General features: G+C 68.9%; 25 protein-coding genes. 7 read left to right on the forward strand and 18 right to left on the reverse strand.

The genetic code is table 11. From position 1 onward, the window contains the following. The first annotated feature begins 23 nt into the window (after positions 1-23). Both Q7F20_RS03295 and Q7F20_RS03300 read left to right on the forward strand, forming a co-directional pair. Entirely contained in the window at positions 24-650 is a 627-nt protein-coding gene (locus tag Q7F20_RS03295) for an HD domain-containing protein (RefSeq protein ID WP_305738683.1), read from the forward strand. 232 nt (positions 651-882) lie between these two features. Continuing rightward, positions 883-1,170 carry a hypothetical protein gene (locus Q7F20_RS03300; RefSeq protein ID WP_305738684.1) on the forward strand — a complete coding sequence of 96 codons (288 nt, stop codon included), beginning with the start codon at positions 883-885 and terminating at the stop codon, positions 1,168-1,170. 92 nt (positions 1,171-1,262) lie between these two features. Here the strand turns inward: Q7F20_RS03300 and Q7F20_RS03305 are convergent, their stop codons facing one another. Further along, entirely contained in the window at positions 1,263-1,601 is a 339-nt protein-coding gene (locus Q7F20_RS03305; RefSeq protein ID WP_305738685.1) for a hypothetical protein, read from the reverse strand. A gap of 107 nt (positions 1,602-1,708) precedes the next feature. Between Q7F20_RS03305 and Q7F20_RS03310 the strand changes: the two genes are divergently transcribed. Both Q7F20_RS03310 and Q7F20_RS03315 read left to right on the forward strand, forming a co-directional pair. Beyond that, a complete protein-coding gene (locus tag Q7F20_RS03310) occupies positions 1,709-2,173 on the forward strand; it encodes a helix-turn-helix domain-containing protein (RefSeq protein ID WP_305738686.1) in 465 nt (154 codons plus the stop codon). 113 nt (positions 2,174-2,286) lie between these two features. Further along, the gene (locus Q7F20_RS03315; RefSeq protein ID WP_305738687.1) at positions 2,287-2,553 is read left to right on the forward strand and encodes a HepT-like ribonuclease domain-containing protein; all 267 of its coding nucleotides are present in this window, start codon (positions 2,287-2,289) and stop codon (positions 2,551-2,553) included. A 32-nt stretch (positions 2,554-2,585) separates the two neighbouring features. Here Q7F20_RS03315 and Q7F20_RS03320 read toward each other — a convergent pair whose 3' ends face one another. The 6 genes from Q7F20_RS03320 to Q7F20_RS03345 all read right to left on the reverse strand — a co-directional run bounded on the left by Q7F20_RS03320 (position 2,586) and on the right by Q7F20_RS03345 (position 7,878). Continuing rightward, positions 2,586-3,050, reverse strand: coding sequence for a phage tail protein (locus tag Q7F20_RS03320; protein ID WP_305738688.1), 465 nt, complete (start codon positions 3,048-3,050; stop codon positions 2,586-2,588). Between the two features lie 396 nt (positions 3,051-3,446). After that, positions 3,447-4,091, reverse strand: coding sequence for a hypothetical protein (locus Q7F20_RS03325; protein ID WP_305738689.1), 645 nt, complete (start codon positions 4,089-4,091; stop codon positions 3,447-3,449). A 682-nt stretch (positions 4,092-4,773) separates the two neighbouring features. Continuing rightward, positions 4,774-5,487: a TIGR02391 family protein gene (locus tag Q7F20_RS03330; protein WP_305738690.1), complete on the reverse strand. Its 714-nt coding sequence runs from the start codon at positions 5,485-5,487 to the stop codon at positions 4,774-4,776. Positions 5,488-5,935: 448 nt separating this feature from the next. Next, the gene (locus tag Q7F20_RS03335) at positions 5,936-6,169 is read right to left on the reverse strand and encodes a hypothetical protein (protein ID WP_305738691.1); all 234 of its coding nucleotides are present in this window, start codon (positions 6,167-6,169) and stop codon (positions 5,936-5,938) included. 36 nt (positions 6,170-6,205) lie between these two features. After that, entirely contained in the window at positions 6,206-7,279 is a 1,074-nt protein-coding gene (gene ychF, locus Q7F20_RS03340) for a redox-regulated ATPase YchF (RefSeq protein ID WP_305738692.1), read from the reverse strand. Between the two features lie 11 nt (positions 7,280-7,290). Next, positions 7,291-7,878: a hypothetical protein gene (locus Q7F20_RS03345; RefSeq protein WP_305738693.1), complete on the reverse strand. Its 588-nt coding sequence runs from the start codon at positions 7,876-7,878 to the stop codon at positions 7,291-7,293. A 90-nt stretch (positions 7,879-7,968) separates the two neighbouring features. On the opposite strand from Q7F20_RS03345, the gene Q7F20_RS03350 reads away from it, so the two are divergent. Together Q7F20_RS03350 and Q7F20_RS03355 are read left to right on the forward strand one after the other, a co-directional pair. Continuing rightward, positions 7,969-8,604: an exonuclease domain-containing protein gene (locus tag Q7F20_RS03350; protein WP_305738694.1), complete on the forward strand. Its 636-nt coding sequence runs from the start codon at positions 7,969-7,971 to the stop codon at positions 8,602-8,604. An 85-nt stretch (positions 8,605-8,689) separates the two neighbouring features. Next, a complete protein-coding gene (locus Q7F20_RS03355) occupies positions 8,690-9,448 on the forward strand; it encodes a GntR family transcriptional regulator (RefSeq protein WP_305738695.1) in 759 nt (252 codons plus the stop codon). A gap of 22 nt (positions 9,449-9,470) precedes the next feature. Here the strand turns inward: Q7F20_RS03355 and Q7F20_RS03360 are convergent, their stop codons facing one another. From Q7F20_RS03360 to iolC, 11 genes are all read right to left on the reverse strand, one after another. Continuing rightward, on the reverse strand, positions 9,471-9,878 hold the full coding sequence (locus Q7F20_RS03360) for a tautomerase family protein (RefSeq protein WP_305738696.1): 408 nt from the start codon (positions 9,876-9,878) through the stop codon (positions 9,471-9,473). 127 nt (positions 9,879-10,005) lie between these two features. Continuing rightward, the gene (locus tag Q7F20_RS03365; RefSeq protein ID WP_305738697.1) at positions 10,006-11,199 is read right to left on the reverse strand and encodes a Gfo/Idh/MocA family protein; all 1,194 of its coding nucleotides are present in this window, start codon (positions 11,197-11,199) and stop codon (positions 10,006-10,008) included. Positions 11,200-11,372: 173 nt separating this feature from the next. Further along, positions 11,373-12,485 (reverse strand): transaldolase family protein, encoded by a 1,113-nt coding sequence (locus tag Q7F20_RS03370; protein ID WP_305738698.1) that lies wholly within the window; start codon positions 12,483-12,485, stop codon positions 11,373-11,375. Between the two features lie 113 nt (positions 12,486-12,598). Then, positions 12,599-13,471, reverse strand: coding sequence for a sugar phosphate isomerase/epimerase family protein (locus tag Q7F20_RS03375; protein WP_305738699.1), 873 nt, complete (start codon positions 13,469-13,471; stop codon positions 12,599-12,601). A 3-nt stretch (positions 13,472-13,474) separates the two neighbouring features. Further along, complete coding sequence (locus Q7F20_RS03380) at positions 13,475-14,530, reverse strand: Gfo/Idh/MocA family protein (protein ID WP_305738700.1); 1,056 nt, start codon at positions 14,528-14,530, stop codon at positions 13,475-13,477. 41 nt (positions 14,531-14,571) lie between these two features. After that, positions 14,572-15,525, reverse strand: coding sequence for a sugar phosphate isomerase/epimerase (locus tag Q7F20_RS03385; RefSeq protein WP_305738701.1), 954 nt, complete (start codon positions 15,523-15,525; stop codon positions 14,572-14,574). Between the two features lie 39 nt (positions 15,526-15,564). Then, positions 15,565-17,445, reverse strand: coding sequence for a 3D-(3,5/4)-trihydroxycyclohexane-1,2-dione acylhydrolase (decyclizing) (gene iolD / locus Q7F20_RS03390; RefSeq protein ID WP_305738708.1), 1,881 nt, complete (start codon positions 17,443-17,445; stop codon positions 15,565-15,567). A gap of 17 nt (positions 17,446-17,462) precedes the next feature. After that, entirely contained in the window at positions 17,463-18,368 is a 906-nt protein-coding gene (gene iolB, locus Q7F20_RS03395) for a 5-deoxy-glucuronate isomerase (protein ID WP_305738702.1), read from the reverse strand. An 8-nt stretch (positions 18,369-18,376) separates the two neighbouring features. After that, positions 18,377-19,888, reverse strand: coding sequence for a CoA-acylating methylmalonate-semialdehyde dehydrogenase (locus Q7F20_RS03400; protein WP_305738703.1), 1,512 nt, complete (start codon positions 19,886-19,888; stop codon positions 18,377-18,379). A gap of 58 nt (positions 19,889-19,946) precedes the next feature. Continuing rightward, entirely contained in the window at positions 19,947-20,921 is a 975-nt protein-coding gene (locus Q7F20_RS03405) for a class I fructose-bisphosphate aldolase (RefSeq protein ID WP_305738704.1), read from the reverse strand. Continuing rightward, complete coding sequence (iolC, locus tag Q7F20_RS03410) at positions 20,914-21,960, reverse strand: 5-dehydro-2-deoxygluconokinase (RefSeq protein WP_305738705.1); 1,047 nt, start codon at positions 21,958-21,960, stop codon at positions 20,914-20,916. The genes Q7F20_RS03405 and iolC overlap by 8 nt, the downstream gene beginning before the upstream one ends. A 148-nt stretch (positions 21,961-22,108) precedes the next feature. Here iolC and rmuC point away from each other — a divergent pair, with 148 nt between their 5' ends. After that, positions 22,109-23,371, forward strand: coding sequence for a DNA recombination protein RmuC (gene rmuC, locus Q7F20_RS03415; protein ID WP_305738706.1), 1,263 nt, complete (start codon positions 22,109-22,111; stop codon positions 23,369-23,371). Positions 23,372-23,535: the final 164 nt, after the last annotated feature.

Consider the following 23,535-nt stretch of genomic DNA (forward strand, 5'->3'; position numbering starts at 1 on the left):
GTCACCTCCGGTAGCGTCGTGCCGTGACCCTGGACGTCGACGCGCTGCTCGCACCGCCCTCCCCCGTGGCCGCAAGGGCGCTCGACGTCGTCCGTGCCTGGTCCTCGCCGGCGCTGGTCAACCACTGCCTGCGCTCGTGGGCCTGGGCGTCCCTGCTCGCGCCGACGATCGACCTCGCCCCGGACCGCGAGCTGCTGTTCGTCGCGACGATGCTGCACGACCTCGGTGTGACGCCGTCCTTCGACGCCCACGCCGTGCCGTTCGAGGACGCCGGCGGTGCGGTCGGGAGCGTGTTCGCCCTCGGGGCCGGGTGGGACGGCGCTCGTGCCCGCCGGGTCGGTGAGGTGATCGAGCGCCACATGTGGACGTCGGTCGACCCCGCGCTCGACGCCGAGGGGCACCTGCTCGAGGTCGCGACCTCGCTCGATGTGTCCGGCGTCGGCTTCTCGCGGTGGGACCCGGCCGCTCTCCGTACCGTCACCGAGGCGGTCCCCCGCCTCGACTTCTCCGAGGCGTTCGACGGGCTCATCCACGAGCAGGCCGGTCGCAAGCCCTCCTCGTCCGCAGCCAGGCTCGACGGCTCGGGCAACGTCGCCGCCGGTGGGGCGCGATGGACATCGTTCCTGGACAATCGGACACTGGGCGAGTAGAGTACCCATTTGGTGCACTGCTGCGAACCCATCTGACTCGCGCACACCGAACCGTCTCGAAGCCGACTCACCCGAGTCGCATTCCCACGGGACCACCGCTCGATCCGAACGGACGAGCTGCACGTCGAAGCTCGACGTGCGCGCCCCGCACTCGATGCGTCGCGCCGGACTCAGCCGTCCGCCGACACCGGGTCGCCCTGGGCGCCGAACGACCAGGAAGTACCGCAACACCATGACCAGCAACGAACGAATCACCATCACCGGCACCGCCCTCGCGGCGCCGACCGTCTCCCCCGACCGCATCGCCGAGTTCGGTGTGCGCGACGAGCGCTCGCAGCGCGAGTACCTCGTCCGCATCCCGGCCGACGACCTCGGTCTCTTCATCACCCGTGGCGCCCGCGTCGACGTCGACGGCGAGGCCGGCTGGACCGTGCCCGGTCGCTCGTGGCGCGGCGAGGCGAGCCGCACGCTCGTGCAGGCACGGTCCGTCCGTGCCGGCGAGCTGGCACTCGCCGCCTGACACCCGGGCACCACACACGAAGGCCGTCGAGCAGTGCTCGGCGGCCTTCGTCGTGTTGCCGTCGACGTCGGCTCTCGGCCGGTCCTGCCGAGTCAGTCGGTCTCGTCGAGGTCGGCGCCGACGAAGCGGTTCCCGCCGTCGACGTCGACGGGCCGTTCCGTTCCCGCACGCTCAGCGGCATCGCGGAGGCGTCGGATGAACCCGTGGTCCTCCGGTTCGAGTTCGTCGTCCGGCGCGGCACTCACCGTCAGCTCGCTCGCGGGGCCGATGAGCACCGTCGTCTTGGTCACCGCCCCGTCGTCGGCGACCGCCGGGATCGCCACGGTGTCGGTCCTGCTGTTGGCGCCGAGGACCGCCGCGTAGTCCACGACCGCATCGGCGATCGCGTCCCCCGTGAGGATCTGGCTGCCGTCGTAGTGGATGTACTTCACGATTCCTCCTCGTCTGTCGACGGTAGGAGGGCACCTTGCGCGTGGGCACAACGAACGCGTTCTGTGGCCAGTAGCGACTGTATAGTCGTGAACTATAGGAGGACATCATGCGAGTCGAACGCGCTGCAGAGCTCATCCGCGCCGCGCGAGAGGACGTGGGTCTGTCACAGACGGACCTCGCCGTGGCGGCCCAGATGCAGCAGCCGACGATCTCGGCATACGAGAGCGGCAAGAAGCGGCCACGGCCCGAGTCGCTCGAGCGGATCATGGCAGCGGCGCACACTCGTCCGAGCATCCCGCTCGCGGTCTACGCCGACGACATCCTCGTCGAGGCCGCACGCTTCCACCTCGAGAACGTGCGCGTGTTCGGGTCGGCGGTCAGAGGCCAGGACACTGAAGAAAGCGACATCGACCTCCTGATCTCCCTCGGCCCCGAGGCGTCCCTGTTCGACCTCGGCGGCTTCGCCGATGCCGTCGAGAACATCACCGGTTTCTCGGTCGACCTCCTCACGGACGATCTGGAAGACGACGACCACTTCCGACACGTACTCGATGAGGCAATACCGCTGTGACATCGCTGGATCGCTTCGCTCCGCTACCGCGCCGCCCGACGTCTCCGGAGCCGGGGGGTGAACGGTGGGCGTCTCTCGAAGCCGCTCTGCTCGACTTGCTCGCAGAGTGCTCGATGATCGTCGAGCACGGCCGCGAGGAGTTCGAAGCGCAGCGCAGCCTCACGTACCGAGCAGCAGAAGCGGTGATCATCCACTTCGACGATCTGCTGGGTCGCCTGCCGGGGGCACGCTCGGACAGGCTCCCCGCCGGGCTGTCCCTCGCCGCCGTGCGCCGAACGCGGAACATCCTCTCGCACGACTACCGCAAGGCGCGGAAGGACATCGTGTGGGATGTCATCGAGCAGCGGATCCCGTCGGTGATCCTCGCGCTCGTCGACTGACCACCCGTTGCCCCCGGATGGGCGCACCGGCCTCAGTACTCGCCCTTGACGACGAAGTACGACCCGCGGATCGTCCCCGCCAGCTTGGACTTCTGCCGGGCGAACTTGAACTTGTCCGCCAGCTCCTCCGGCACCTCCATGCCGTCGGACAGCTTCAACCCGACCGCACGCTTGCCGCCCGGCTCCAGTGTGTAGAGGACGTTCACCGCGAGCCCCGACTCGTAGAACACGTGCGTCCAGCGGATGCCGTCGACGAAGGCCTCGGTGGCCTCGAGTGGCTTCGAGGCGATGACCAGCCCGCGCTCGTCCTGCAAAACCTTCGCGACGTAGTCGACCAGGTCCGGCACGTCCGCGGCGGGGTGGGTGGTGAAGACGTGGTCGTACTTGTTCTTGAAGTATCGGGCCTCGTTCGCTCGGAGCCCTGCGAGGGCGTCGGCGACCGGCGAGGACTCCAGACCGACGGTGGACACGTGCTCGAAGTCGACGACGTACGACATTGCTTGCTCCTCAGTACTGACCGGTCAGCGCCAACCTAGCGTGGCTACGCGAGCAGACGAAGTGCCAACTCCGCATCTCAGAGACAATCGTCGTTCGCATCCGTTCACCACCGACAAACCCGCGCTCCCCGACTACAACGTGGTGATCGTGTGCAGTCGGTAGCTGAGCGCCGCTTGGGCGTTGATCGCGCGCGCGAGCTCCGTGGGGTTGCCGGGACCGGTCGCCGGCGCGACTGCCTCAGTAGTTGGGGCAGAGCTCCGCCACGGACCGCGATATCGGCGGGAGAGTCGCGCCCAACTGGAGCAGCAATAGTCCTACAACCGCGCATGTCACGAAACAGCGATCCGTCTGCGAGAAATCAGGTAACAGTTTTTCAATTGTGCAACCCGATCGCATCAGGAAGGTTTCTTCTTAGCGCCGCGTGCTGAATTTAGAAACTCGCTGATTCGGTGCAGAAGCCTGCCACCCAAAGGACTAACCACAGGCGCCGCGAGACTTAGTATCAGTGCAGCGAAGAAGGCACGAATCGATTCATCATGACGTGAATAGGGATCTGCAACGATGGCCTGCGGGTGATGCAACGAAGCAACCGCCCGCCAGTGAAGCTCATCATCGGTCAACGTGTCGGGCGACGCCGCCTCGATATATCCAGTACCAATGTCGTGACCGACTGTCAGGTCAATAGAGGTCGTTCGGATCGGTGTTATATACTTGCAACTCCTCGCCAAGACAAACTTGTACTCCGGATCCTCGGCGGAACACCTATTGGAAACACGATCTCCTTGCGCCCACTGTGTGAGCGAGTCGAATCCGATCGTAGGTAGACTAATGCGTCGATCGTCACCAACCGAGGCGATGGGGATGCGCGCCACCGGCAGGAACACCTCGATTTGGCCGTGTCCTGCACGATCGACCGTTGGATTTGACCCTCGCACGACAGTCACAGATCGTGAATCATACCCGTCGAGGTTCCGCACACCATAAAGCGAACCATCCCGCGTGTAGGCATTCGTCAAGGCCTCATCAAACGAGAACGACATTCTTTGATTGTCCAACACGGCGGGGCAGGAAACGCCGTGCAATTCACGCCTACCTTGTCCATATTTACAGTAAAGCGGGAGGTCGAGTCCAGGCGCTACAGCGAAGTCCCCTGACGCTATGACGTACCATTCCCCGCTGGGGTCTGGTGATCGAACTCGAGCACAATTGACAGCATTGTGATCCCCGGCGCGCCAGCATCCCATGTTTGTATGTCTACGCTTGCGGTCGGCGCTTGTATGCCAGCCGCCTCCCCTGTCGCCGATCGAGCGAACAGAAGTCCGCCAGAAGGGTCATGCTGCGGTAAGAAGCTGCCAAATCCAGGCCAAAGAGCTAGCCCGCCAATGATCGCAATCACTGCGAAGATGACACGCAACCCTGTGAACGTGCCTGCAGACCCTCCGGGCCGAACGGCGTTCGGGATGTCCTGAGGCACCTTGTCTCGGGAACGTCTAAAAACGGGTTTCCCGCTGAGCCAGACCCCTAGGACCGCGACCGCACCGGCTACGAGCAATACCCGCTTCAACACACAGTGACCCTACCTCGTCCGCGAAGCGCTTCGAGATCGAACCCGCACGCTCACCCCTGGGTCCACAGAGGCGCTTTCGTCAGACACTGGCGGCAAAGCAAAGCACTATGACACCTCAAATCCCACGGACATTGAACAAGATTCCGCCGGGCGCGTCACGGCTCGAGGGATCCTTCCTCGAGATCGGCTCGTTCGATCCATCGAGAAAGGAGGCTGAAGCCCGCCAGAGCCTCCATTGACTCTGTCTCCCCAAAACCGTGGACCTCTGCGCCCACGTGATTGATCGTGTTCCGGACTGCCGAGTACAGGCCGCGTCCGAGCAGCGACGCACCAACGTGGACGTCCTTAAAGAGGTCCGGGTTCGATTGATCGACGAGTCGGAGGCGGGGCCGGCCAGGCACGGGATCCTCAGTGCTGAATGATTCGGCGAGGAGCTTCGCTTCACCGAGGTCTTTGCGCCCCGTCTTCTTCTGCAGTCTGCTGTTCACGTTGACCCCTGCGGCCCAGACCGCCGCGTCAAAGTTCCCGCTAGACCAATGTGGGCTCGCGGCGTCCCACACCCACGGATGCATGCTCTCGCCCGAGTAAGCAGGCGGCGGACCATCCAGGCCAAGGCGTCGCCGAACCTCATCGCCCTGCGTAAGTTCCCATCGCAGACGCATCACCAGGTCGCGGCTGACCCACCGTGGTGGTTCGGCGTACACAGCCTGCCCGATGGCGGAAACAACGTGCTCCGCTTCCTTGATCTCGCGCTCTGTCCCCCGGGTCCTGGACTTCTTGTTGCTGCGTCGCTCCTCGGGAGGCAACGGCACGCGCTCCATCAATGTCAGGTAGTTCTCCAGTTGTTCGAGCGCCCAGTTCACGTCCACACCTCGCAGGCTACTGCGATCGACCGACTCCCCTATGCCTGGCCACCGCACACCCGCGAGTACGGTCCTCGAGTATCGTCGCGTCTCCGGCCAGCGCCGTGACCAAACGCACGAGCGCGCCTGTTTGTTCTCGGACGCTTTCCCACCGACCCTGCTCGATCGCTGATCACGATGTTTCGGAGCGCGTCGCCGAAGATCGTCCACTGATCGATGTAACGCACGTCGAACCTGACTTGAAGAGACGTCGCGTGGTCGTTCTCGATTTCGTGCATCGCGACGCCCAATCCCTCCCCAGCGGCCTAAACCGCTTCCGACGAACAGGAACACGCGTACAGCGAGCTAATGATGGGGTCGAGAGCCCGGCCCATCGGCAGACGCCGATCTATTTGTCAGTAGCCGAGCTCAGTTGTTGAAGCGGAACTCCACCACGTTCCGTCGCGTCTCGACCTCAGCGCGAAGGGAGCCCGAACAGCGCGGTCACGATCGTGATCACACCTCCGATGCCGAGCATCGCCCCCAAGAGCCGCACCCAAGCAGTGCCCCATCGAGCTTGCGGATTCCACGCAAGGCCCGCCTTCTCGGCCGCCAACGCGAGTTTGATCACAACTCGCGGGAAGGCGACCACGAAAGCACCCCAGAGCAGAAGGATCGCTCCGACAACGAGCTGGAATAAAGTGTCCACGGGGGCGACGCTACCCGACCTCGGGATGTCGGGCGGCTAGTTCGAAAAGCGGAACTCCACCACGTCGCCGTCCTGCATGACGTAGTCCTTGCCCTCGATCCGGGCCTTGCCGTGCGCACGTGCCTCGGCGATGGAGCCGGCCTCCATGAGGTCCTCGAACGAGATGACCTCGGCCTTGATGAAGCCCTTCTCGAAGTCGGTGTGGATCACGCCGGCAGCCTGGGGAGCCTTCCACCCCTTGCCGATCGTCCACGCGCGGGCTTCCTTGGGACCGGCCGTCAGGTAGGTCTGCAGGCCGAGGGTGTCGAAGCCGATGCGGGCGAGCTGGTCGAGGCCGGACTCGGTCTGCCCGGTCGACTCGAGCAGCTCCGCGGCGTCGGCAGGGTCGAGCTCGATGAGCTCGGACTCGACCTGGGCGTCGAGGAAGACGGCCTGGGCGGGAGCGACGAGCGCTGCGAGCTCGGCCTTGCGCGACTCGTCGGTGAGGATCGCCTCGTCGACGTTGAAGACGAAGATGAACGGCTTGGCCGACAGGAGCCCGAGCTCCTTGATCGGGTCGAGGTCGACCGAGGTGGCGGAGAGCAGCACGCCCTTCTCGAGCTCGGCCTTGGCCTCCTGCGCAGCGGCGAGCACGGCGGGCTCGGCCTGCTTGAGCTTCACGGTCTTCTCGTACCGCGGCAGCGCCTTCTCGATGGTCTCGAGGTCGGCGAGGATCAGCTCGGTGTTGATGACCTCGAGGTCGTCCTTCGGGGACACCTTGTTCGCGACGTGCACGACGTCGTCGTCGGTGAAGCCGCGGACGACCTGCGCGATGGCATCGGCCTCGCGGATGTTGGCGAGGAACTTGTTGCCGAGCCCCTCGCCCTCGCTCGCACCCTTGACGATGCCGGCGATGTCGACGAACGACACCGGGGCCGGCACGGTCTTCTCCGAGTTGAAGAGCGTCGCGAGCTGGTCCAGTCGCGGGTCGGGCAGGTTCACCACGCCGACGTTCGGCTCGATCGTCGCGAACGGGTAGTTCGCGGCGAGGACCTGGTTCTTGGTCAGGGCGTTGAACAGGGTCGACTTGCCGACGTTCGGGAGACCGACGATTCCGATGGTGAGTGCCACGGGAGGACAGCCTACCGGCGGCCGCCTGCCGGGGCCGACCCGCGCCTCCAGTCCGACAGCCCGACCACGCGCGTGATCTCGCGCTCCACGATGTCGAGGACGTCGGCCTGCAGCCGTTGCGAGCGCCGCCAGTCGCCGCGCACCTGCAGCGAGTGGTCAGCACCGTCGACGGTCTGGAGGCGCGCAGCCGTCCCCGACGCACGCTCGGGCCGCCACATGGCGTCTGCTCCACCCCCGATCGCGACGTGCGCGTCGCTCGCGTCGGCGAGGGACCGCGCGACCTCGTCGTGGGTGAGCACCGGCGTGAGCCAGGTGCCGGCGACCCCGTTCCGGATCGCCCAGGGCAGGGCGAAGCACCCGAACGACTTCGCGACGACGAGGTCGGGCCGCCGGTCACCCAGCGCGTCCTCGATCGCGGCCTCGACGAACCCGACGGGGTCGGCCGCGGCACCGTCGTCGACGAGCCAGCCGGGCGCGACGACCTCACATCCCGCCGCCGCGGCGATCTCGCGGGACCACCACAGCAGCGGTGCCTGCTGCCCGTAGCCGGAGCCGGCGAGCACCAGGACGAGCGGCGGTCGGTCAGCGTGGTTCCCCATGCGCCCACCGTACGACGGACACCGCCGACCCGGCCGCAACGCCGGGGCGGCTCGGCGGCGATGTCGGCGCCGCGTGCGACGATCGGGACCGTGCCGTTGAACTTCACCGCGATCGACTTCGAGACCGCGAACAGCTCGCCCGCGAGCGCGTGCTCGGTCGGACTCGTCAAGGTCCGCGCGGGCCGGGTCGTCGACCGGGCGTCGTGGTTGATCCGGCCGCCGGTCGGGCACGACGCCTTCCTCGAGTGGAACACCCGCATCCACGGCATCGTGGCGTCGGACGTCGTCGGGGCGAAGTCGTGGGAGCTGCAGTACCCGGACATCGTGGCGTTCGCCGAGGGGGACGTCCTCGTGGCCCACAACGCACGGTTCGACATGGGCGTGATCGCGGGCGGGTGCTCGGCGACGGGGATCGCCCTGGCGGAACACCACTCGCTCTGCTCGCTGCAGGTCGCCCGCAAGACCTACACGCTCGACTCCTACCGTCTGCCGATGGCTGCCCGTGCCGCCGGGTACGAGGGCTTCCAGCACCACGACGCCGCCGCCGATGCCGAGGCGTGCGCGGCGATCGTCGTGCACGCGGCGGGGCGCCACGGGACGGACACGGTCGAGGCGCTCGGAGCGGCCGTCCGGGTCGCCATCGCTCCCGTCCGGGCACGTGCCGAGAAGCCGCGATCGACCCCGCAGCCCCGGCTGTCGAACCGCCCGATGATCTTCGCCGACTGACGACGCCGGCCGCACTGCGGCGCTGCCCGGTCCGGTCGAGCCCCGGTGGTATTGTCACGACAATCCCTACTGCTGAAGGACCGCGATGACCAACGAAGGCCAGCTGCCGTCCGACCTGTTCCTGGACCTGGACCGGTCGGGTCCGATGCCCCTGTACTTCCAGGTCGCCTCGCGCATCGAGGAGTCGATCCGCTCCGGCGCGATGCCCCCTGGTGCCCGGCTCGAGAACGAGATCGCGCTCGGCGAGCGCCTCGGGCTGTCACGGCCGACGATCCGTCGAGCGATCCAGGACCTCGTCGACAAGGGGCTGCTCGTCCGTCGCCGCGGGATCGGGACCCAGGTCGTGCACGGTCCGGTGACCCGCAAGGTGGAGCTGACGAGCCTGTACGACGACCTCGCGCAGGGGTCGCAGGCTCCGGCGACGAAGCTCCTGGAGCGCAACGACGTCCCCGCTCCGGACGCTGTCGCCGACGCGCTCGGCATCGCCCCGGGCACCACCGTCGCCCACATCCGCCGCGTGCGCTTCGCCGAGGACGTGCCGATGGCGATCCTCGAGAACTACCTGCCGCCGGAGTTCCTCGAGATCACCGACGAGGACCTGCAGACCCATGGCCTGTACCAGCTGCTCCGTGGCCGCGGGGTGACGATGCGGGTCGCGAAGCAGCGGATCGGCGCCCGCTCGGTCACCGACGAGGAGGCCTCGCTGCTCGAGATCGAGGACGGCGACCCGGTGCTGACGATGAGCCGCACGGCGTACGACGCGTCCGGTCGAGCGGTCGAGTACGGCGTGCACTGCTACCGGCCCGACCGCTACTCGTTCGAGGTCACCCTCGTCGACAAGTAGGCCGGACCGACGCCGCTCGGGATCACGCCAGCGCCGGTACCCCCAGCTCGCCCGTCACGTACTGCGCGCGTCCGAACCCGAACGACCAGTCCTGCGGGCCGTTCTCGACGTACCCGATGAAGACGTCCTCGGACGCCACGCCGATCGCGGCGAGCGCGTCGTGGATCGCCGCGTAGAGCGTGGTCTTCGCCTCGTCCGAGCGTCCGCGCTGCGTGAAGACCTGGATCACGATGACACCTTCGGTGCGCTCGAAGCCGAGGCCGGCATCCTCGGCGATGATCTGCTGCGCCGGGTGCTCGGTGATGACCTGGAATCGGTCGCGGACGGGGATCCCGTACACGTCGACGATGGCGGTGTGGATCGCGTCGGCGATGGCACGGACCGCCTCGGGCGTGCGGCCGGTGGCGAGGTCGATACGGACGAGCGGCATGGTTCCTCCTGCTGGTGTGGGAATTTGTAAGGACATATTAACAAGCGGCGTCCCAGAAGTCACCATATGACGGACGGGAGGCGCGGTGCCAGCTGGCACCGCGCCTCCCGTCCGAACCGGTGAGCGTCTAGATCACGGGGGTCGCCGCGTCGTAGGTGAGCGTCCCGTCGACGCGCGCGACGTCGTGCCACGCCCCGTCGGCGAGGGAGGCCTCCGCCGCTTCCACGATCGACGCGGTCGCCAGCCCGTCCGCCACGGAGGGTGCGAGCTGCTCCCCGCGACGGACGCTCGCGACGAACTGCGCCGCTTCGATCGTCTTGAGGTCGTCGTAGCCCATGGCGGTGCCGGCCCCCGGCTGGAAGCGGGCGAACTCGCCGTCCCCGGGTGCGACGAAGTGGGTGGCGTAGCCGTCGACCTCCTGGCCGTCGAGGTACACCTCGAGCTCGTTCAGCCGCTGGAAGTCCCACCGGACCGAACCCTTCGTGCCGTAGACCTCGAGCGCGTACTCGGCGTGCGGGCCGCGCATCACCCGACTGGAGTCCATCGTGCCGACCGCCCCGCCCTCGAACCGGAAGAGCAGCGCCGCGTAGTCCTCGTTCTCGACGGGCTTCCGCTCCCCCGTCGCGGCCGCACTGCGGTCGACGATGCCGGCGCCCGGCAGCGGACGGTCGGTGATGAAGGTCTCGGCGAGCGCCGTCACACTCGCGATCCGACCGACGACGTACTGGGCGAGGTCGAGGCCGTGCGAGAGCAGGTCGCCGAGGACCCCGGAGCCGGCGCGCTCGCGTTCGAAGCGCCAGGTCAGCGGAGCGGCGGGGTCGGACGAGTAGTCGGCGAGCAGTGCACCGCGGACGTTCGTGATCCGGCCGAGCCGACCGGTGCGCACGAGTTCGCGTGCCCGTTCGATGGCCGGCGCGTGCCGGTAGTTGAACCCGACGCTGGTGATGACGCCCGTGCGCTGAACGGCCTCGTGGATCTGTCGGGAGTCGCTGGCGTAGCGCCCCATCGGCTTCTCGATCCAGAACGGCTTGCCTGCCTCGGCTGCGGCGACGGCCATCTCGCGGTGCAGGAAGTTCGGCGAGCAGATGGAGACGACGTCGACGGACGGGTCGGCGAGGACCTCGTGGTGGTCGGCGACCGCGCGCTCGTACCCGAGCCGGGTGGTGGCCTGCTCGCGTGCCGCGCCGATCGGGTCGGCGGCGACGACGAGGCGCGGTTGGATGCCGAGCTCCGGGAAGTGGTCGGGCAGGGCACGGTAGGCGCGTGAGTGCAGCCTGCCCATCCAGCCGACCGAGATCAGGCCGACGCCGATGCTGTCCATGGGAACTCCTTCGTTCGCGTGGCGCCCTGGTTGGAGCGCGCCAACGAGTCTATCGCGGCGCCGCTCGTTTGTCAGCACATGCACCTGGAGCGACTTCACGCGCTGAACGACAGTTCGTGGGCGACGTGCCCCGTGAACTGTCGCCCAGCGCGTGAGGTCGCAGGGCTTGCGCGCTACACGGCGGGGACGATGATGTCCCGCACGAGGGCGTCGAGCTTCGCGTCCGCGTCGAGGAACTGGCGCAGGGTCGTCACCGTCGCACCGAAGCGGTCGAACTCGTCGATCGTCATGCCGTCGACGTCGTAGCCGCGCGCGAACTCGGGTGTCGCCGCACGGAGCGCCGCGATGACCTCGGCCGGCACCTCGTCGTCGATCGCGTCCGGACGCCACGGGAACGCGTTGTCGTTGATGTCCTTCGACCACTGGAACGGCGGCGAGACCACGAGGTCCCCGCCCTGGAACTCCGACCACTGCAGCGGGTTCCGGAAGGCTGCGACGAGCACACGAGACCGGAAGCCGCGCTCCTGGAAGACCCGGTAGGCGTTCTTCACCGCGGCGACGCCGGCCCACTCGAGGATGCCCGGGTCCACCATGACGTGGTCGCGCTTCACGACGGTCTTGAGCCAGTCGTCGAACCGGCCGGCCATGAGCGTGACGACGTGGCCGAACTCCTGCTCCGGCAGCCCCTCCGCAGCGCGGCGGTCGAGGGCACGCTCGATGGCCTCGCCGACGGCGATGACCTGCGGCACGGTGAACGACACGGTGGCGTTGATCGAGACGCCGCGGTAGGCGGCCTCCTCGATCGCGGCGATGCCGACCTTCGTGGCGGGGATCTTCACGATGATGTTCGGGGCGAGCTCGGAGAACCGGACGGCCTGCTCGACGAGCGCGTCCTGGTCACGGTGGAAGCGCGGGTCGGTCTGCATCGACAGGCGACCGTTGCGGCCGCCCGACGCCTCGAACGCCGGCAGCAGCTGCTCGGCGGCGGCGATGGAGAGCTCCTCGACCGCCTTCCAGCCGATCCAGGACTCCCCCGCGGTCGGGTTCTCGGCCGCGATCTCGCGGATGCGCGGCTCCCAGGTCTCGGGGTCCTGCTTGATGCAGGTGTAGGCGATCACGGGGTTGCAGGTCGCGCCGACGGCACCGTACTCGTGGATGGCGGTGGACAGCTCGCGCGGGTCCGCTGAGTCGTTCCAGAGCGCGGTCACGGTCTGTTCCGCCGCCTGCAGGGTGACGGGGCGGGTGTCGACGCCGGTGGACGTCGGGGTCTCCAACGTGGTCGTCATGGGTTCTCCGATCTCTCGCGTCCGCCGTGGTGTGGGTCGGACTGCCGCGTTTCGCTGGTGGTGCGGGGGAAGTGCACCGGGCCGGTGCGGGAACACACCGGCCCGGTCGGGTCCTACTGCCGGCCGAGGCCCTTGGTGATCTCGGCGAGCTGGTACTTGGAGACCTCGTCGGCGTTCTCGTCCTCGGCGAACACGCTCGAGACGGCGACGGTGTCCTCGCGGGCGCTGAAGCCGACGCGGTCGAGCGCGGCCCAGAACGCGTCGAAGTCGACGTCGGCGGCGCCGACCGGCAGGTGCTGGTGCACGCGGGCCGTGTTGCCGGGCGGGTTCGAGATGTACCGGAGGCCGTGCGACCGCTTGTGGTCGTAGGCGTCCGCGACGTGGATCAACTGCAGCGAGTCGCCCGCGGCGTCGATGATCTCGTCCATGTTCCCGCCGTAGTGGAACGTGTGGCAGGCGACGTACACGAAGCCGACGTGCTTCGAGTTGAGCCCGCGGATCACCCGGAGCGCCTCGAGGCCGTCCTCGACGAAGTCGTCGGGGTGCGGGTCGATGAGCACGCGGATGTCCGACGCCTCGATGATCGGCAGGAGCTCCTCCATGGCCCAGTAGAACTGGTCCTCGGACTCCTCGGCGCGCTCGGGACGGCCGGAGAACTCCGTGTTGATCGTGTCGACGCCGAGGCGCTTCGCGATCTCGATGACGCGCTTCCACTTCTTGACCGCGGCCTCGCGGGTCTCCCTGTCGGGACCCGACCAGCGGAGGACCGGCAGGATGCTCGCCACCTGGACGCCGGCGTCCCTCGACGCCGCGGCGAAGGCGTCGACGAGGTCGTCGTCGGCCTTGGGGTGTGTGTAGAAGGGGATGAAGTCCTTGTGCGGGGTCAGCTGCAGGTACTCGTACCCGAGGTCGGCGACCTTCCGCGGGAACTCGAGCAGCGACAGGTCGTGGTGGAACGGCGTCGGGTCGAGTGCGATCTTCGGCACCGGTCACGCCCCCGCGAGCTCGTCGACGGCGGTGATGTCGTAGAACGCGGGCTTCTCGAGCGCGTACTCGACGGCCTCGTCCGCGCCGGACTGCTGCGCACGGACCGCGACCTCGGCGACGACGGACGCCGTGTAGCCGTCCCAGGCGCTCGGCCCGTCGATCCCACCGAGGCGAGCGGCGTCGACCCAGCGCTGGACCTCTTCGTCGTAGGCGGCAGCGAAGCGCTCCGTGAACGACGGGGTGACGCCCTGGCCGGAGACACCGGCCGACACGATGGTCTGCGAGGTCTCGCGGCCGATGTACGCGACACCGGACTCGAACACCGCGTCGGTCGTGACCTGGTAGCCGAACTGGGCGTTCACGTTGATCTCGACGATCGCGAGGATCCCCGACTCGGTGGTGAACAGCACGAACTGCGGCTCCGGCAGGTCCGCCGGCGCCAGGGAGTTCTTCCGCGGCTTCTTGACCTCGACGTTCGTGATCTTCTCGCCCGTGAGGAACGGGATGATGTCGATCTCGTGGATCACCGAGTCGTGGATGAGCATCGACTCGCTGAAGTTCGGCGGGGTGGTCGGGTTGCGGTGCGCGTGGTGCAGGGCAAGCAGCGCGCCGTTGTCGCCGGACTCCCGGAGCGCCTTGAGCTCCTGGTAGCCGGCGTCGAAGCGGCGCATGAAACCGACCTGGATCGTCGGGCGGTCGGCCTTCTCCTGCTCGAGCTCGACGATGCGCAGGCTGTCCTCGGCGCTCGTCGTGAGGGGCTTCTCGCAGAGCACGGCGAGACCGTGCTCGAGCGCCGTCACCAGGATGGGCTCGTGCAGGAAGCCCGGGGTGGCGATGATGACGCCGTCGATCTCGGTCTGCTCGAGGGCCTCGTCGAACGACGCGGCGGTGATCGCACCCGGGGCGAGGGCGGCCGCCGCCTGGGCGCGCGCCTGGTCCGGCTCGACGACCGCGACGACGTCGGCGTTCGAGATCTTGGCGGTGATGCGGCGGACGTGGTCGGCGCCCATCATGCCGGCGCCGACGACGGCGACGCGGAGGTTTCCGGTGGTGCTCATGTGCTTCTCCTGTGGTGGGTGGCGCTGCGTGGACGGCGACGTCAGGACGCGCGGGCTGCGGAGGTGGAACCGAAGATGTGCTTGAAGGTACGGTCCGCGATGGGGCCGGGAGTGTCGACCGAGCAGCCGTACATGTCCTGCTCGACGATGCCGAAGATGTCCGGGTTGATCCGCGCGACGGCCTCGATGATCGGTGCGAGGTCGGGCGTGCCGAACGGCGGCTCGACCATGATCCCCTGCGACACGGCGGTGGCGAACGGCACGTCGTTCTTCAGCACGTCGAACAGCAGGTCGGTGTTGACCTGCTTGAGGTGCAGGTAGCCGACGCGCTCCGGGTGCTCGGCGATGAGCTTGAGGTTGTCGCCGCCGTAGTACGCGAAGTGCCCGGTGTCGAGGCAGAGGTTCGTGTACTCGGGGTTCGTCACCTCGAGGAACCGCACGGTCTCCTTGTAGGTGCCGACGTGGCTGTCCGCGTGGGTGTGGAACTGCTGGTGGACGCCGAACTCCTCGAGCAGCGCCTTGCCGAGCTGGTCGTGCCCCTTGCCGAGGCGCTCCCACTGCTCGTCCGTGAGCGTGCGCGGCTCGAGGACCTCTTCGGTGGCGTCCGAACGCCACAGGTCCGGGATCGTGACGAGGTGCTCGGCGCCGAGCTTCGAGGCGAGCCCCGCCACCGCGACGGCCTGGTCCCAGGCGCGCTGGAACTGGTCGTCGCCCTTGTGGAACCCGGTGAACACGGTGCCGGCGGACAGCTTGAGGCCGCGCGACTCGAGTTCGTCGGAGAGTTGCGAAGGGTCCGTCGGCAGGTACCCGTACGGCCCGAGCTCGATCCACGTGTAGCCGGCCGCGACGACCTCGTCGAGGAAGCGCTGCCACGGCACCTGCTTCGGGTCGTCCGGGAACCAGACGCCCCACGAGTCGGGGGCCGTGCCGATACGGATCTGGGCGGTCTGCGTGTCCGCTGCGGAGCTACCGGTCGGGGTGGCGGTGTCGGTCATGACGTCGCTGTCGCTTTCTGCTGTGGTGGACGGATCGGATCAGCCGAGCAGCGGTCGCTGCGATGCGACCTGCTGCTCGTACTCGGCACGGGCCTGCTGGGTGCTCTCCAGCGTCGAGGTCTGGGCGACGGGGACGTCCCACCAGCCCTCGCCGTCGGGTGCGTAGACCAGCGGGTCGGAGTGGACGTGGACGAGCGTGGTGTGGTCGTTCGCCTTCGCCTGGCGGACCGCTGCCGTGAGTTCCTCGATGGCGTTCGGCCCGGGCTGCACCTCGATGACGTCCACGCCGTAGGACCGGGCGTTCGCGGCGAGGTCGACGGGGAGCACGTCGTCGCCCTCGAACGAACCGGTCTCGTCGAGGTAGCGGTACTTCGTGCCGTACCGCTCGGACCCGACGGTCTCGGACAGGTGGCCGATCGACGCGTAGCCGTTGTTCTGGATGAGGACGACGACGATCTTGATGCCCTCGGCCACCGCGGTCACGAGCTCGGTGTGGAGCATGAGGTACGAGCCGTCGCCGACCATGACGATCGCGTCGCGGTCCGGGGCGCCCCGGCGGACGCCGATGCCGCCCGCGATCTCGTAGCCCATGCACGAGAACGCGTACTCGACGTGGTACCCGAGGGCGTCGCGCACACGCCACAGCTTGTGCAGGTCGCCAGGCAGCGAGCCCGCAGCCTGGATGACGACGTCCCGCGGGTCGGTCGCGGCCTGCACCGCACCGATGATCTCCGGCTGGCCGGGCAGCGCGAGCCCGGACGGCGCGAACGCGGCGTCGACCGTCTCGTCCCAGGAACGCTTGCGGTCCGCGATCTCCGACGCGTAGTGGTCCGGCACCGAGTACGACGTGAGCTGCTCCGTGAGGGCGACCAGCGCCTCCCGGGCGTCCGCGACCAGCGGCAGCTGCGAGCCGTGCTTGTAGGCGTCGAAGGCCGCGACGTTGACGTTGACGAACGTCACGTCCGGATCCTGGAAGGCCGTGCGCGACGCCGTGGTGAAGTCGCTGTACCGCGTCCCGATCCCGATCACGACGTCCGCCCGCGCGGCGATGGCGTTCGCGGCCGCGGTGCCCGTCGCGCCGATGCCACCGAGGTACTGCGGGTGGTCCCAGACGAGGGAGCCGCCGCCGGCCTGCGAGGTGCCGACGGGGATGCCGGTCGCCTCGACGAAGGCGGCGAGCTCGTCCTCGGCACCGGAGTAGAGCACGCCACCGCCGGCGACGATGACCGGACGCTTCGCGGCGCGGATCGCCGACACCGCGCGGGCCAGGGGGCCGTGCTCGGGGAGCGGTCGGCGGATGTGCCACTCGCGCGGCTGGAGGAACGCGACGGGGACGTCGAACTCCTCGGCCTGCACGTCCTCCGGCAGGGCGATCGTCACGGCGCCGGTCTCGGCCGGGTCGGTGAGGACGCGCATGGCCGCGAGGGCGATCGAGAACAGCTGCTCCGGACGCTCGACGCGGTCGAAGTAGCGCGAGAGCGGACGGAACGCGTCGGTGACCTGCAGCGACGTGTCGTGCGGCAGCTCGATCTGCTGGAGCACCGGGTCCGTGGTGCGCGTCGCGAAGGTGTCCGACGGGAGCAGGAGCGCGGGCAGGCGGTTCGTCGTCGCGAGGGCGGCGGCGGTCAACATGTTCGCGGCACCCGGGCCCACCGAGGCCGTGCTGGCGAAGGTGGCACGGCGACGGTGCATGCGGGCGAAGCCGACGGCCTCGTGCACCATCGCCTGCTCGTTGCGGGCCTGGTGGTACGGCAGCAGGCCGGGCTGCTCGACGTGGAGCTGCTTGATGGCCTGGCCGACGCCGGCGACGTTGCCGTGCCCGAAGATGCCGAAGATCCCCGGGATGGTGCGCTCGCGGACGTCGCCGTCGACGGTCCACTGGTTGGCCAGGAACTCGACGAGGGCCTGGCCGACGGTCATCCTCCGCGTGTTGGTGGTCACGCGAGCTTCCTTTCGTAGGGCAGGCGCGGGTCGAGCTGCTCGCTCTCCCAGGCCTGGCGGACCCAGCCGTGTGCCGGGTCGTCGGTGATGTTCCAGACGCGCTCCGGGTCGGGCCCGGCCATCACGTTCAGGTAGTACATGTCGTAGCCGGGTGCGGCGACGGCGGGGCCGTGCCAGCCGTGCGGGACGAGGGCGATGTCGCCGGTCCGGACCTCGCGGAACTCGTCGATCTCGCGCTCGTCCGAGGCGTAGGTGCGATGCAGCGCGAACGGGTCCACCTCGGCCGGGACCGGGATCCCGCGCGACACGACGTCGCGGGCGACAGCCGCCTCGTAGTAGTAGATCTCCTCGAGGTTCGACTCCTCGCCGGGGACGTTCGTGTCGTGCTTGTGCGGCGGGTACGACGACCAGTTGCCGGCCGGCGTGATCACCTCGCACACGATGAACTTCGCCGCGTCGAGCGCTGCCGGGGTGCCGAAGTTGTGCACCTGACGGCTCGACCGGCCGGCGCCGCGGAGCTCCACCGGGACGTCCTGCCGCGCGATGTACGTCGTCGGCTCGACGGTCTCGGTGGGTGCTTCGGCCACCGCGACACGGCCGCTTCCGGTGATCGTCGCTGCGGTCCCGGACCCGAGGTACAGGACGTCGGTCGGACCCTCGAAGACGCTGGCGCGTCCGTCGAGGGCCTGCGTGGTGCCGTCGTACGCCACCGTGAAGCTGCCGGCGAGCGGGACGACGATGCGTTCCACCGCATCGGACGGGAGGCGCAGCTCGCCTCCGTCGCGGAGGGCGCCGGTCCGCAGACCGGTGTGCGCCCACCCCGGGACCCGCCCGTCCACCACGTCCGTCCAGCCCGCCTCGGGGCGGGAGCCCGCGGGGATGAACCAGTTGTCGTTCGTCATCGGGTGCGTCAGCCGTTCGACGGGAAGCCGAGGTTGATGCCGCCGTGCGACGGGTCGAGCCAGCGGCTCGTGATCGCCTTCTGCCGCGTGAAGAAGCTCACGCCGTCGGCGCCGTACGCCTTGTGGTCGCCAAACAGCGAGTTCTTCCAGCCGCCGAACGAGTAGTAGGCCACCGGCACCGGGATCGGGACGTTGATGCCGATCATGCCGACCTGCACGTCGCGCTGGAAACGACGGGCGGCGCCGCCGTCGTTCGTGAAGATGGCCGTGCCGTTGCCGAACGCGCCGGAGTTGATGAGCTCCAGGCCCTCCTCGTAGGACTGCACCCGGACGACGGACAGCACCGGGCCGAAGATCTCCTCGGTGTACACGCGGCTCGTGGTGGGGACCCGGTCGATCAGCGTCGGGCCCAGCCAGAAGCCGTTCTCGTCGCCGTCGGGTCGGACGGTGCGGCCGTCCACCACAACCACCGCACCGTCCTGCTCTGCGACCTCGATGTACGAGGCGACCTTGTCACGGTGCTGCTTCGTGACGAGCGGACCCATGTCGCACCCGCGACGGCCGTCGCCGATGCGCAGGGTCGCTGCGCGGTCCTTGATCTTCTCGATGAGCTCGTCCGCCACCGGCTCGACCGCGACGACGACCGAGATCGCCATGCAGCGCTCGCCAGCCGAGCCGAAGCCCGCGTTGATCGCGTTGTCCGCGACGAGGTCGAGGTCGGCGTCCGGCAGGACGAGCATGTGGTTCTTCGCGCCGCCGAGGGCCTGCACGCGCTTGCCGTGCTTCGTGCCCGTCTCGTAGACGTACTGCGCGATCGGCGTCGACCCGACGAACGAGATCGACTCGACGTCCGGGCTGGTGAGGAGCCCGTCGACGCTCAGCTTGTCGCCGTTGAGGACGTTGAACACGCCGTCGGGCAGGCCGGCCTCCGTGAACTTCTCGGCCAGCCAGATCGCCGCCGACGGGTCCTTCTCGCTCGGCTTCAGCACGACGGTGTTGCCGGCCGCGATCGCGATCGGGAGGAACCAGAGCGGCACCATCGCCGGGAAGTTGAAGGGACTGATGAGGCCCACGACGCCGAGCGGCTGGCGGATCGAGTACACGTCGATGCCGGTCGACACCTGGTCCGAGAACTCGCCCTTGAGCAGGCTCGGGATGTTCGTGGCCAGCTCGACGACCTCCTGTCCGCGGGCGATCTCGCCGAGGGCGTCGTCGATGACCTTGCCGTGCTCGCTCGTGATGATCTCGGCGAGCTCCGCCTTGTCGCGGTTCAGGATCTCGCGGAAGGAGAACAGGATCGCCTGGCGCTTCGCGAGGGACATGTTCGCCCACTTCGGGAACGCCGCCTTGGCGCTGGCGATCGCCGCCTGGATCTCGTCCTCGTTCGCGAGGGCGACCTGCTTCGTCGCGACGCCGAGGGCCGGGTCGAACACGGGAGCGGTGTTGCCGGACGCGGACTCGACGCGCGCGCCGTCGATCCAGTGGCCGACCGTTGTGGTGGACGTCTCCGTGATGGTCATGCGTGCTTCCTTCGGTGTGGTGGAGGTCTTCGTTGCTGGTCGTCGGGCGCGCTGGGTCTCAGGCGCTGACGGGCTGTTCGCTGTCGAGGGCGGGCTGTTCGCCGTCGAGGGCGGGCTGTTCGCTGTCGATCGCGGGCAGTTCGCTGCCGGAGTGGACGAGACGCGCGGCCACGTCCACCGCTGCGGCGACGTCGCCGTCCGGTGGGTAGAGCAGCGTGCGGCCCACGACGAGACCGCGGACTCCCGGCAGGGCGAGGGCGTCGGCCCACTTCGCGTACGTCTCGAGCGGGCGGCTCGACGGGTCGCCGCCGAGGAGGAGCGTCGGGAGCGTCGTCGCCGCCATCACCCGCTCCATGTCGTCGACGACGGGCACCTTCAGCCAGCTGTAGGCGCTCGACTCACCGAGGCCGGCGGCGATGGCCATCGAGGTGATCACCGCGTCGGCCGTCAGGTCGTTGACGATCTTGTCGTCCTTCCACCGGGACATGAACGGCTCGAGCATGATCGGCAGCTGGTGCTCGGCGGCCTCGGTGACGGCGCGCGCCGTGGCCTCGAGCGTCGGGGCGGTGCCGGCGTCGGCGAGGTTCACCCGGACGAGGAGCTTGGCGAAGTCGAGCCCGGCCTGCTTGATCGACGCGGCCGAGTACGCGGTGTAACGGTCGTCCATCTCGAACGTCGCGCCGCGCAGCCCGCCGCGGTTCATCGACCCGACGACGACCTTGCCGTCGAGGGCGCCGAGGAGAGCGAGGTCCTCGAGGATGTCCGGCGTGCCGAGCACCCCGTCGACGCCGGGGCGACCGAGGGCGACGACGAGCCGCTCGAGCAGGTCGTAGCGGTTCGCCATGGCCGACTCGTCGTCGCGGACCGCGAGGGCACCTCGGGCGGGGTGGTCGGCCGCGACGATGAACAGCTTGCCGTCGTCGGCGAGCAGGCTCCGCCTCGTGCGGGCGGCCAGGGTGCTCGCGACGAGCTCCGGCTGCGCGGCACGGACGTCTCGGAGGCGCTGGAAGTCAGCGGCGCTGAGCTCAGGCATCGACCTTCTCCTCGGTGCTGTCGTTGGTGGCGGTGCTGTCGTCGGTGGCGGTGTGGCTGAGCCCCTCGGCGGGGTTCGACTGGATGAACTGCTCGATCTCGTCGCTCGTCGGCATCGCCGTGGAGCACTCGAAACGGGTGGCGACGATCGCGCCGGCTGCGTTGCAGAACGCGAGGATGCGCTCGAGACTCCAGCCCTGCAGCAGACCGTGGGTGAGCGCACCGCCGAACCCGTCGCCCGAGCCGAGGCCGTTCACGACGTCGATGTGGTGCGGACGGAACTCGACGAACTCGTCGCGGGTCTTCGCCAGGACGCCCTTGGGGCCCTGCTTCACGATCGCGATCTCGACGCCGCGCTCGAGCAGGGCGTCGGCGGCGCGGACGGGGTCGGTCTCACCGACGGCGACCTCGCACTCCTCGCGGTTGCCGACGGCGACGGTCGCGTGCTCGAGGGCGACGGCGACCTCGCGGGTCGCGGCCTCGGGCGACGACCAGAACATGGACCGGTAGTCGAGGTCGAGCACGGTGTGGAGCTTCGTGCTGCTGGTGGACGCGCTCCGCGCCTCGAAGGCGGTGTGGTGGGCGCTGCGGCTCGGCTCCTCGCTGAGGCCGGTCACCGTCGTCCAGAAGACCTTCGCGCGCTCGATCTCGTGCAGCGGCAGGGACTTCGCCGTGATCATGAGGTCCGGCGCCTTCGGGGCCCGGTAGAAGTACAGCGGGAAGTCGTCCGGCGGGAAGATCTCGCAGAACGCGACCGGGGTGTTCAGCCCCTCGACGGTCTCGACGAAGTCGTTGGCGACGCCGAACTCGGGCAGGGTGCGGGCGATGTAGCGACCGAACGGGTCGTTGCCCGTACGGGTGATGACGGCCGCGTCGGCACCGTGGCGTGCAGCAGCGATCGCGACGTTCGTCGCGCTGCCGCCGACGGACTTCGAGAACGTGGGGACGTCCTCGAGCGGACCCGTCTGCTGCGGGTAGATGTCGACGCTCACACGACCCATGGTGATCACGTCGTAGGCGTGGGGAACTCGGTGCGTCATGCGACGTGGTGGACCTTCCGTGCGGCTTCATCGGCGGACGATCACGACTGTACACCCACTTTGCCCTAATGTCATGACATGGATTGGCGGACTGGTGCCCACCGGTCCCAGGAGGCGCGGTGTCGGTGGGTCCTGCCAAGGTCGCGTCATGCAGATCCTCGCCCTGGTCATCGGTCTCGTGATCGGCGTCGCCGTCGGGGCGGTCGTCGCCTGGTCGCTCGCCCGGTCCCGCGCCGGCGCCTCATCAGCAGCCGATCGAGCGACCGCGGACGCACTCCGCTCGCAGCTCACGTCGGTGCAGGCCGCCGCCGAGGAACGCCTCGACGCGCAGGACGCGCAGTACCGGCGGCAGGTCGACTCGCTCGAACGCCGCGCCGCCGAGCTCGAGCACCTCGTCCAGCGCATGCACGGCGCCGACGCCGCCCGGACCCAGGGCGAATCGAAGGTGCTCTCCGCGCTCAGCCCGGTCGCCCAGACGCTCGACGTCATGCGCGCCAAGATCGCCGAGCTCGAGCAGTCCCGCAGCGAGCAGTACGGGGCCCTCTCCGCACAGCTGCGCTCCGCTGCCGAGTCCGAGGAACGCCTGCGCGCCACCGCCGACACGCTCGCGAGCGCCCTGTCGTCGAACAGCACGCGGGGTGTGTGGGGCGAGACGCAGCTGCGCAACGTGGTCGAGGCGGCCGGACTCCTCGAGCGCGTCGACTTCGACGTGCAGTCCTCCGTCAGCACGACCGCCGGCACCGCACGCCCCGACATGGTCGTGCACCTGCCGGGCGGCAAGACCATCGCCGTCGACGCCAAGGTCCCCTTCAGCGCCTACTTGCAGGCTGCCGAGATCCCCGCGACCGCGACCGGCGCCGAGGGGGCCCGGCGCGATGCGCTCATGGCGCAGCACGTCAAGGCACTGCGGGCGCACGTCGACGCCCTCGCGGCACGCGAGTACTGGACCGGGTACGACGCCTCACCCGAGCTCACCGTGGCGTTCATCCCGTCCGAGTCGCTCGTGTCGAGTGCCCTCGCCGCCGATCCCGGGCTGCTCGACCACGCGTTCCGCAAGCGCATCGCACTCGCCTCGCCGGTGACGCTGTGGTCCGTGCTGAAGACCGTGGCGTTCTCGTGGCAGCAGGACGTCGTCACGACCGAGGCGCGGGAGCTCTTCCGGGTGTCGCGCGAGCTGTACGGGCGCCTGTCGACGATGGCCGGGCACGTCGACAAGCTCGGTCGGTCGATCCGGGGCTCCGTGGTCGACTACAACCGGTTCGTGGGCTCGCTCGAACGGCAGGTGCTGCCGAGCGCCCGACGGCTGTCACTGCTCGACGAGTCGAAGGTCATCGCCGACCCGGCGACCGTGACCGACGAGCCGCGGTTGCTCACCGCGCCGGAGCTCGTCGGCGCCCTCGACGACGACTGACGCGCCGGTGTGGCGCGGGCGGCCGCGCCCCCGTGGGATCCGCGCCCCCGTGGGATCCGCGCCCCCGTAACGTCATTGCGCCCCGGAGAGCCGGGGCGCAATGACCGTCACGGGGCGCGAATCCGCGACCGGCCCGCGCGCCACCCGCGGCCCGCGACCGGCCC

The sequence above is a fragment of the Curtobacterium sp. A7_M15 genome (genome assembly GCF_030705415.1).
Classification (GTDB): domain Bacteria; phylum Actinomycetota; class Actinomycetes; order Actinomycetales; family Microbacteriaceae; genus Curtobacterium.

Bases quoted from the DNA above. Each gene is read 5' to 3' on its own strand.
- Q7F20_RS03300 (WP_305738684.1), top strand. From the start codon at position 883: ATGACCAGCAACGAACGAATCACCATCACCGGCACCGCCCTCGCGGCG.
- Q7F20_RS03310 (WP_305738686.1), top strand. From the start codon at position 1,709: ATGCGAGTCGAACGCGCTGCAGAGCTCATCCGCGCCGCGCGAGAGGAC.
- Q7F20_RS03315 (WP_305738687.1), top strand. From the start codon at position 2,287: ATGATCGTCGAGCACGGCCGCGAGGAGTTCGAAGCGCAGCGCAGCCTC.
- Q7F20_RS03320 (WP_305738688.1), bottom strand. From the start codon at position 3,050: ATGTCGTACGTCGTCGACTTCGAGCACGTGTCCACCGTCGGTCTGGAG.
- Q7F20_RS03325 (WP_305738689.1), bottom strand. From the start codon at position 4,091: ATGTCGTTCTCGTTTGATGAGGCCTTGACGAATGCCTACACGCGGGAT.
- Q7F20_RS03345 (WP_305738693.1), bottom strand. From the start codon at position 7,878: ATGGGGAACCACGCTGACCGACCGCCGCTCGTCCTGGTGCTCGCCGGC.
- Q7F20_RS03355 (WP_305738695.1), top strand. From the start codon at position 8,690: ATGACCAACGAAGGCCAGCTGCCGTCCGACCTGTTCCTGGACCTGGAC.
- Q7F20_RS03360 (WP_305738696.1), bottom strand. From the start codon at position 9,878: ATGCCGCTCGTCCGTATCGACCTCGCCACCGGCCGCACGCCCGAGGCG.
- Q7F20_RS03365 (WP_305738697.1), bottom strand. From the start codon at position 11,199: ATGGACAGCATCGGCGTCGGCCTGATCTCGGTCGGCTGGATGGGCAGG.
- Q7F20_RS03370 (WP_305738698.1), bottom strand. From the start codon at position 12,485: ATGACGACCACGTTGGAGACCCCGACGTCCACCGGCGTCGACACCCGC.
- Q7F20_RS03380 (WP_305738700.1), bottom strand. From the start codon at position 14,530: ATGAGCACCACCGGAAACCTCCGCGTCGCCGTCGTCGGCGCCGGCATG.
- Q7F20_RS03385 (WP_305738701.1), bottom strand. From the start codon at position 15,525: ATGACCGACACCGCCACCCCGACCGGTAGCTCCGCAGCGGACACGCAG.
- iolD (WP_305738708.1), bottom strand. From the start codon at position 17,445: ATGACCGTCGGCCAGGCCCTCGTCGAGTTCCTGGCCAACCAGTGGACC.
- iolB (WP_305738702.1), bottom strand. From the start codon at position 18,368: ATGACGAACGACAACTGGTTCATCCCCGCGGGCTCCCGCCCCGAGGCG.
- Q7F20_RS03400 (WP_305738703.1), bottom strand. From the start codon at position 19,888: ATGACCATCACGGAGACGTCCACCACAACGGTCGGCCACTGGATCGAC.
- Q7F20_RS03405 (WP_305738704.1), bottom strand. From the start codon at position 20,921: ATGCCTGAGCTCAGCGCCGCTGACTTCCAGCGCCTCCGAGACGTCCGT.
- iolC (WP_305738705.1), bottom strand. From the start codon at position 21,960: ATGACGCACCGAGTTCCCCACGCCTACGACGTGATCACCATGGGTCGT.
- rmuC (WP_305738706.1), top strand. From the start codon at position 22,109: ATGCAGATCCTCGCCCTGGTCATCGGTCTCGTGATCGGCGTCGCCGTC.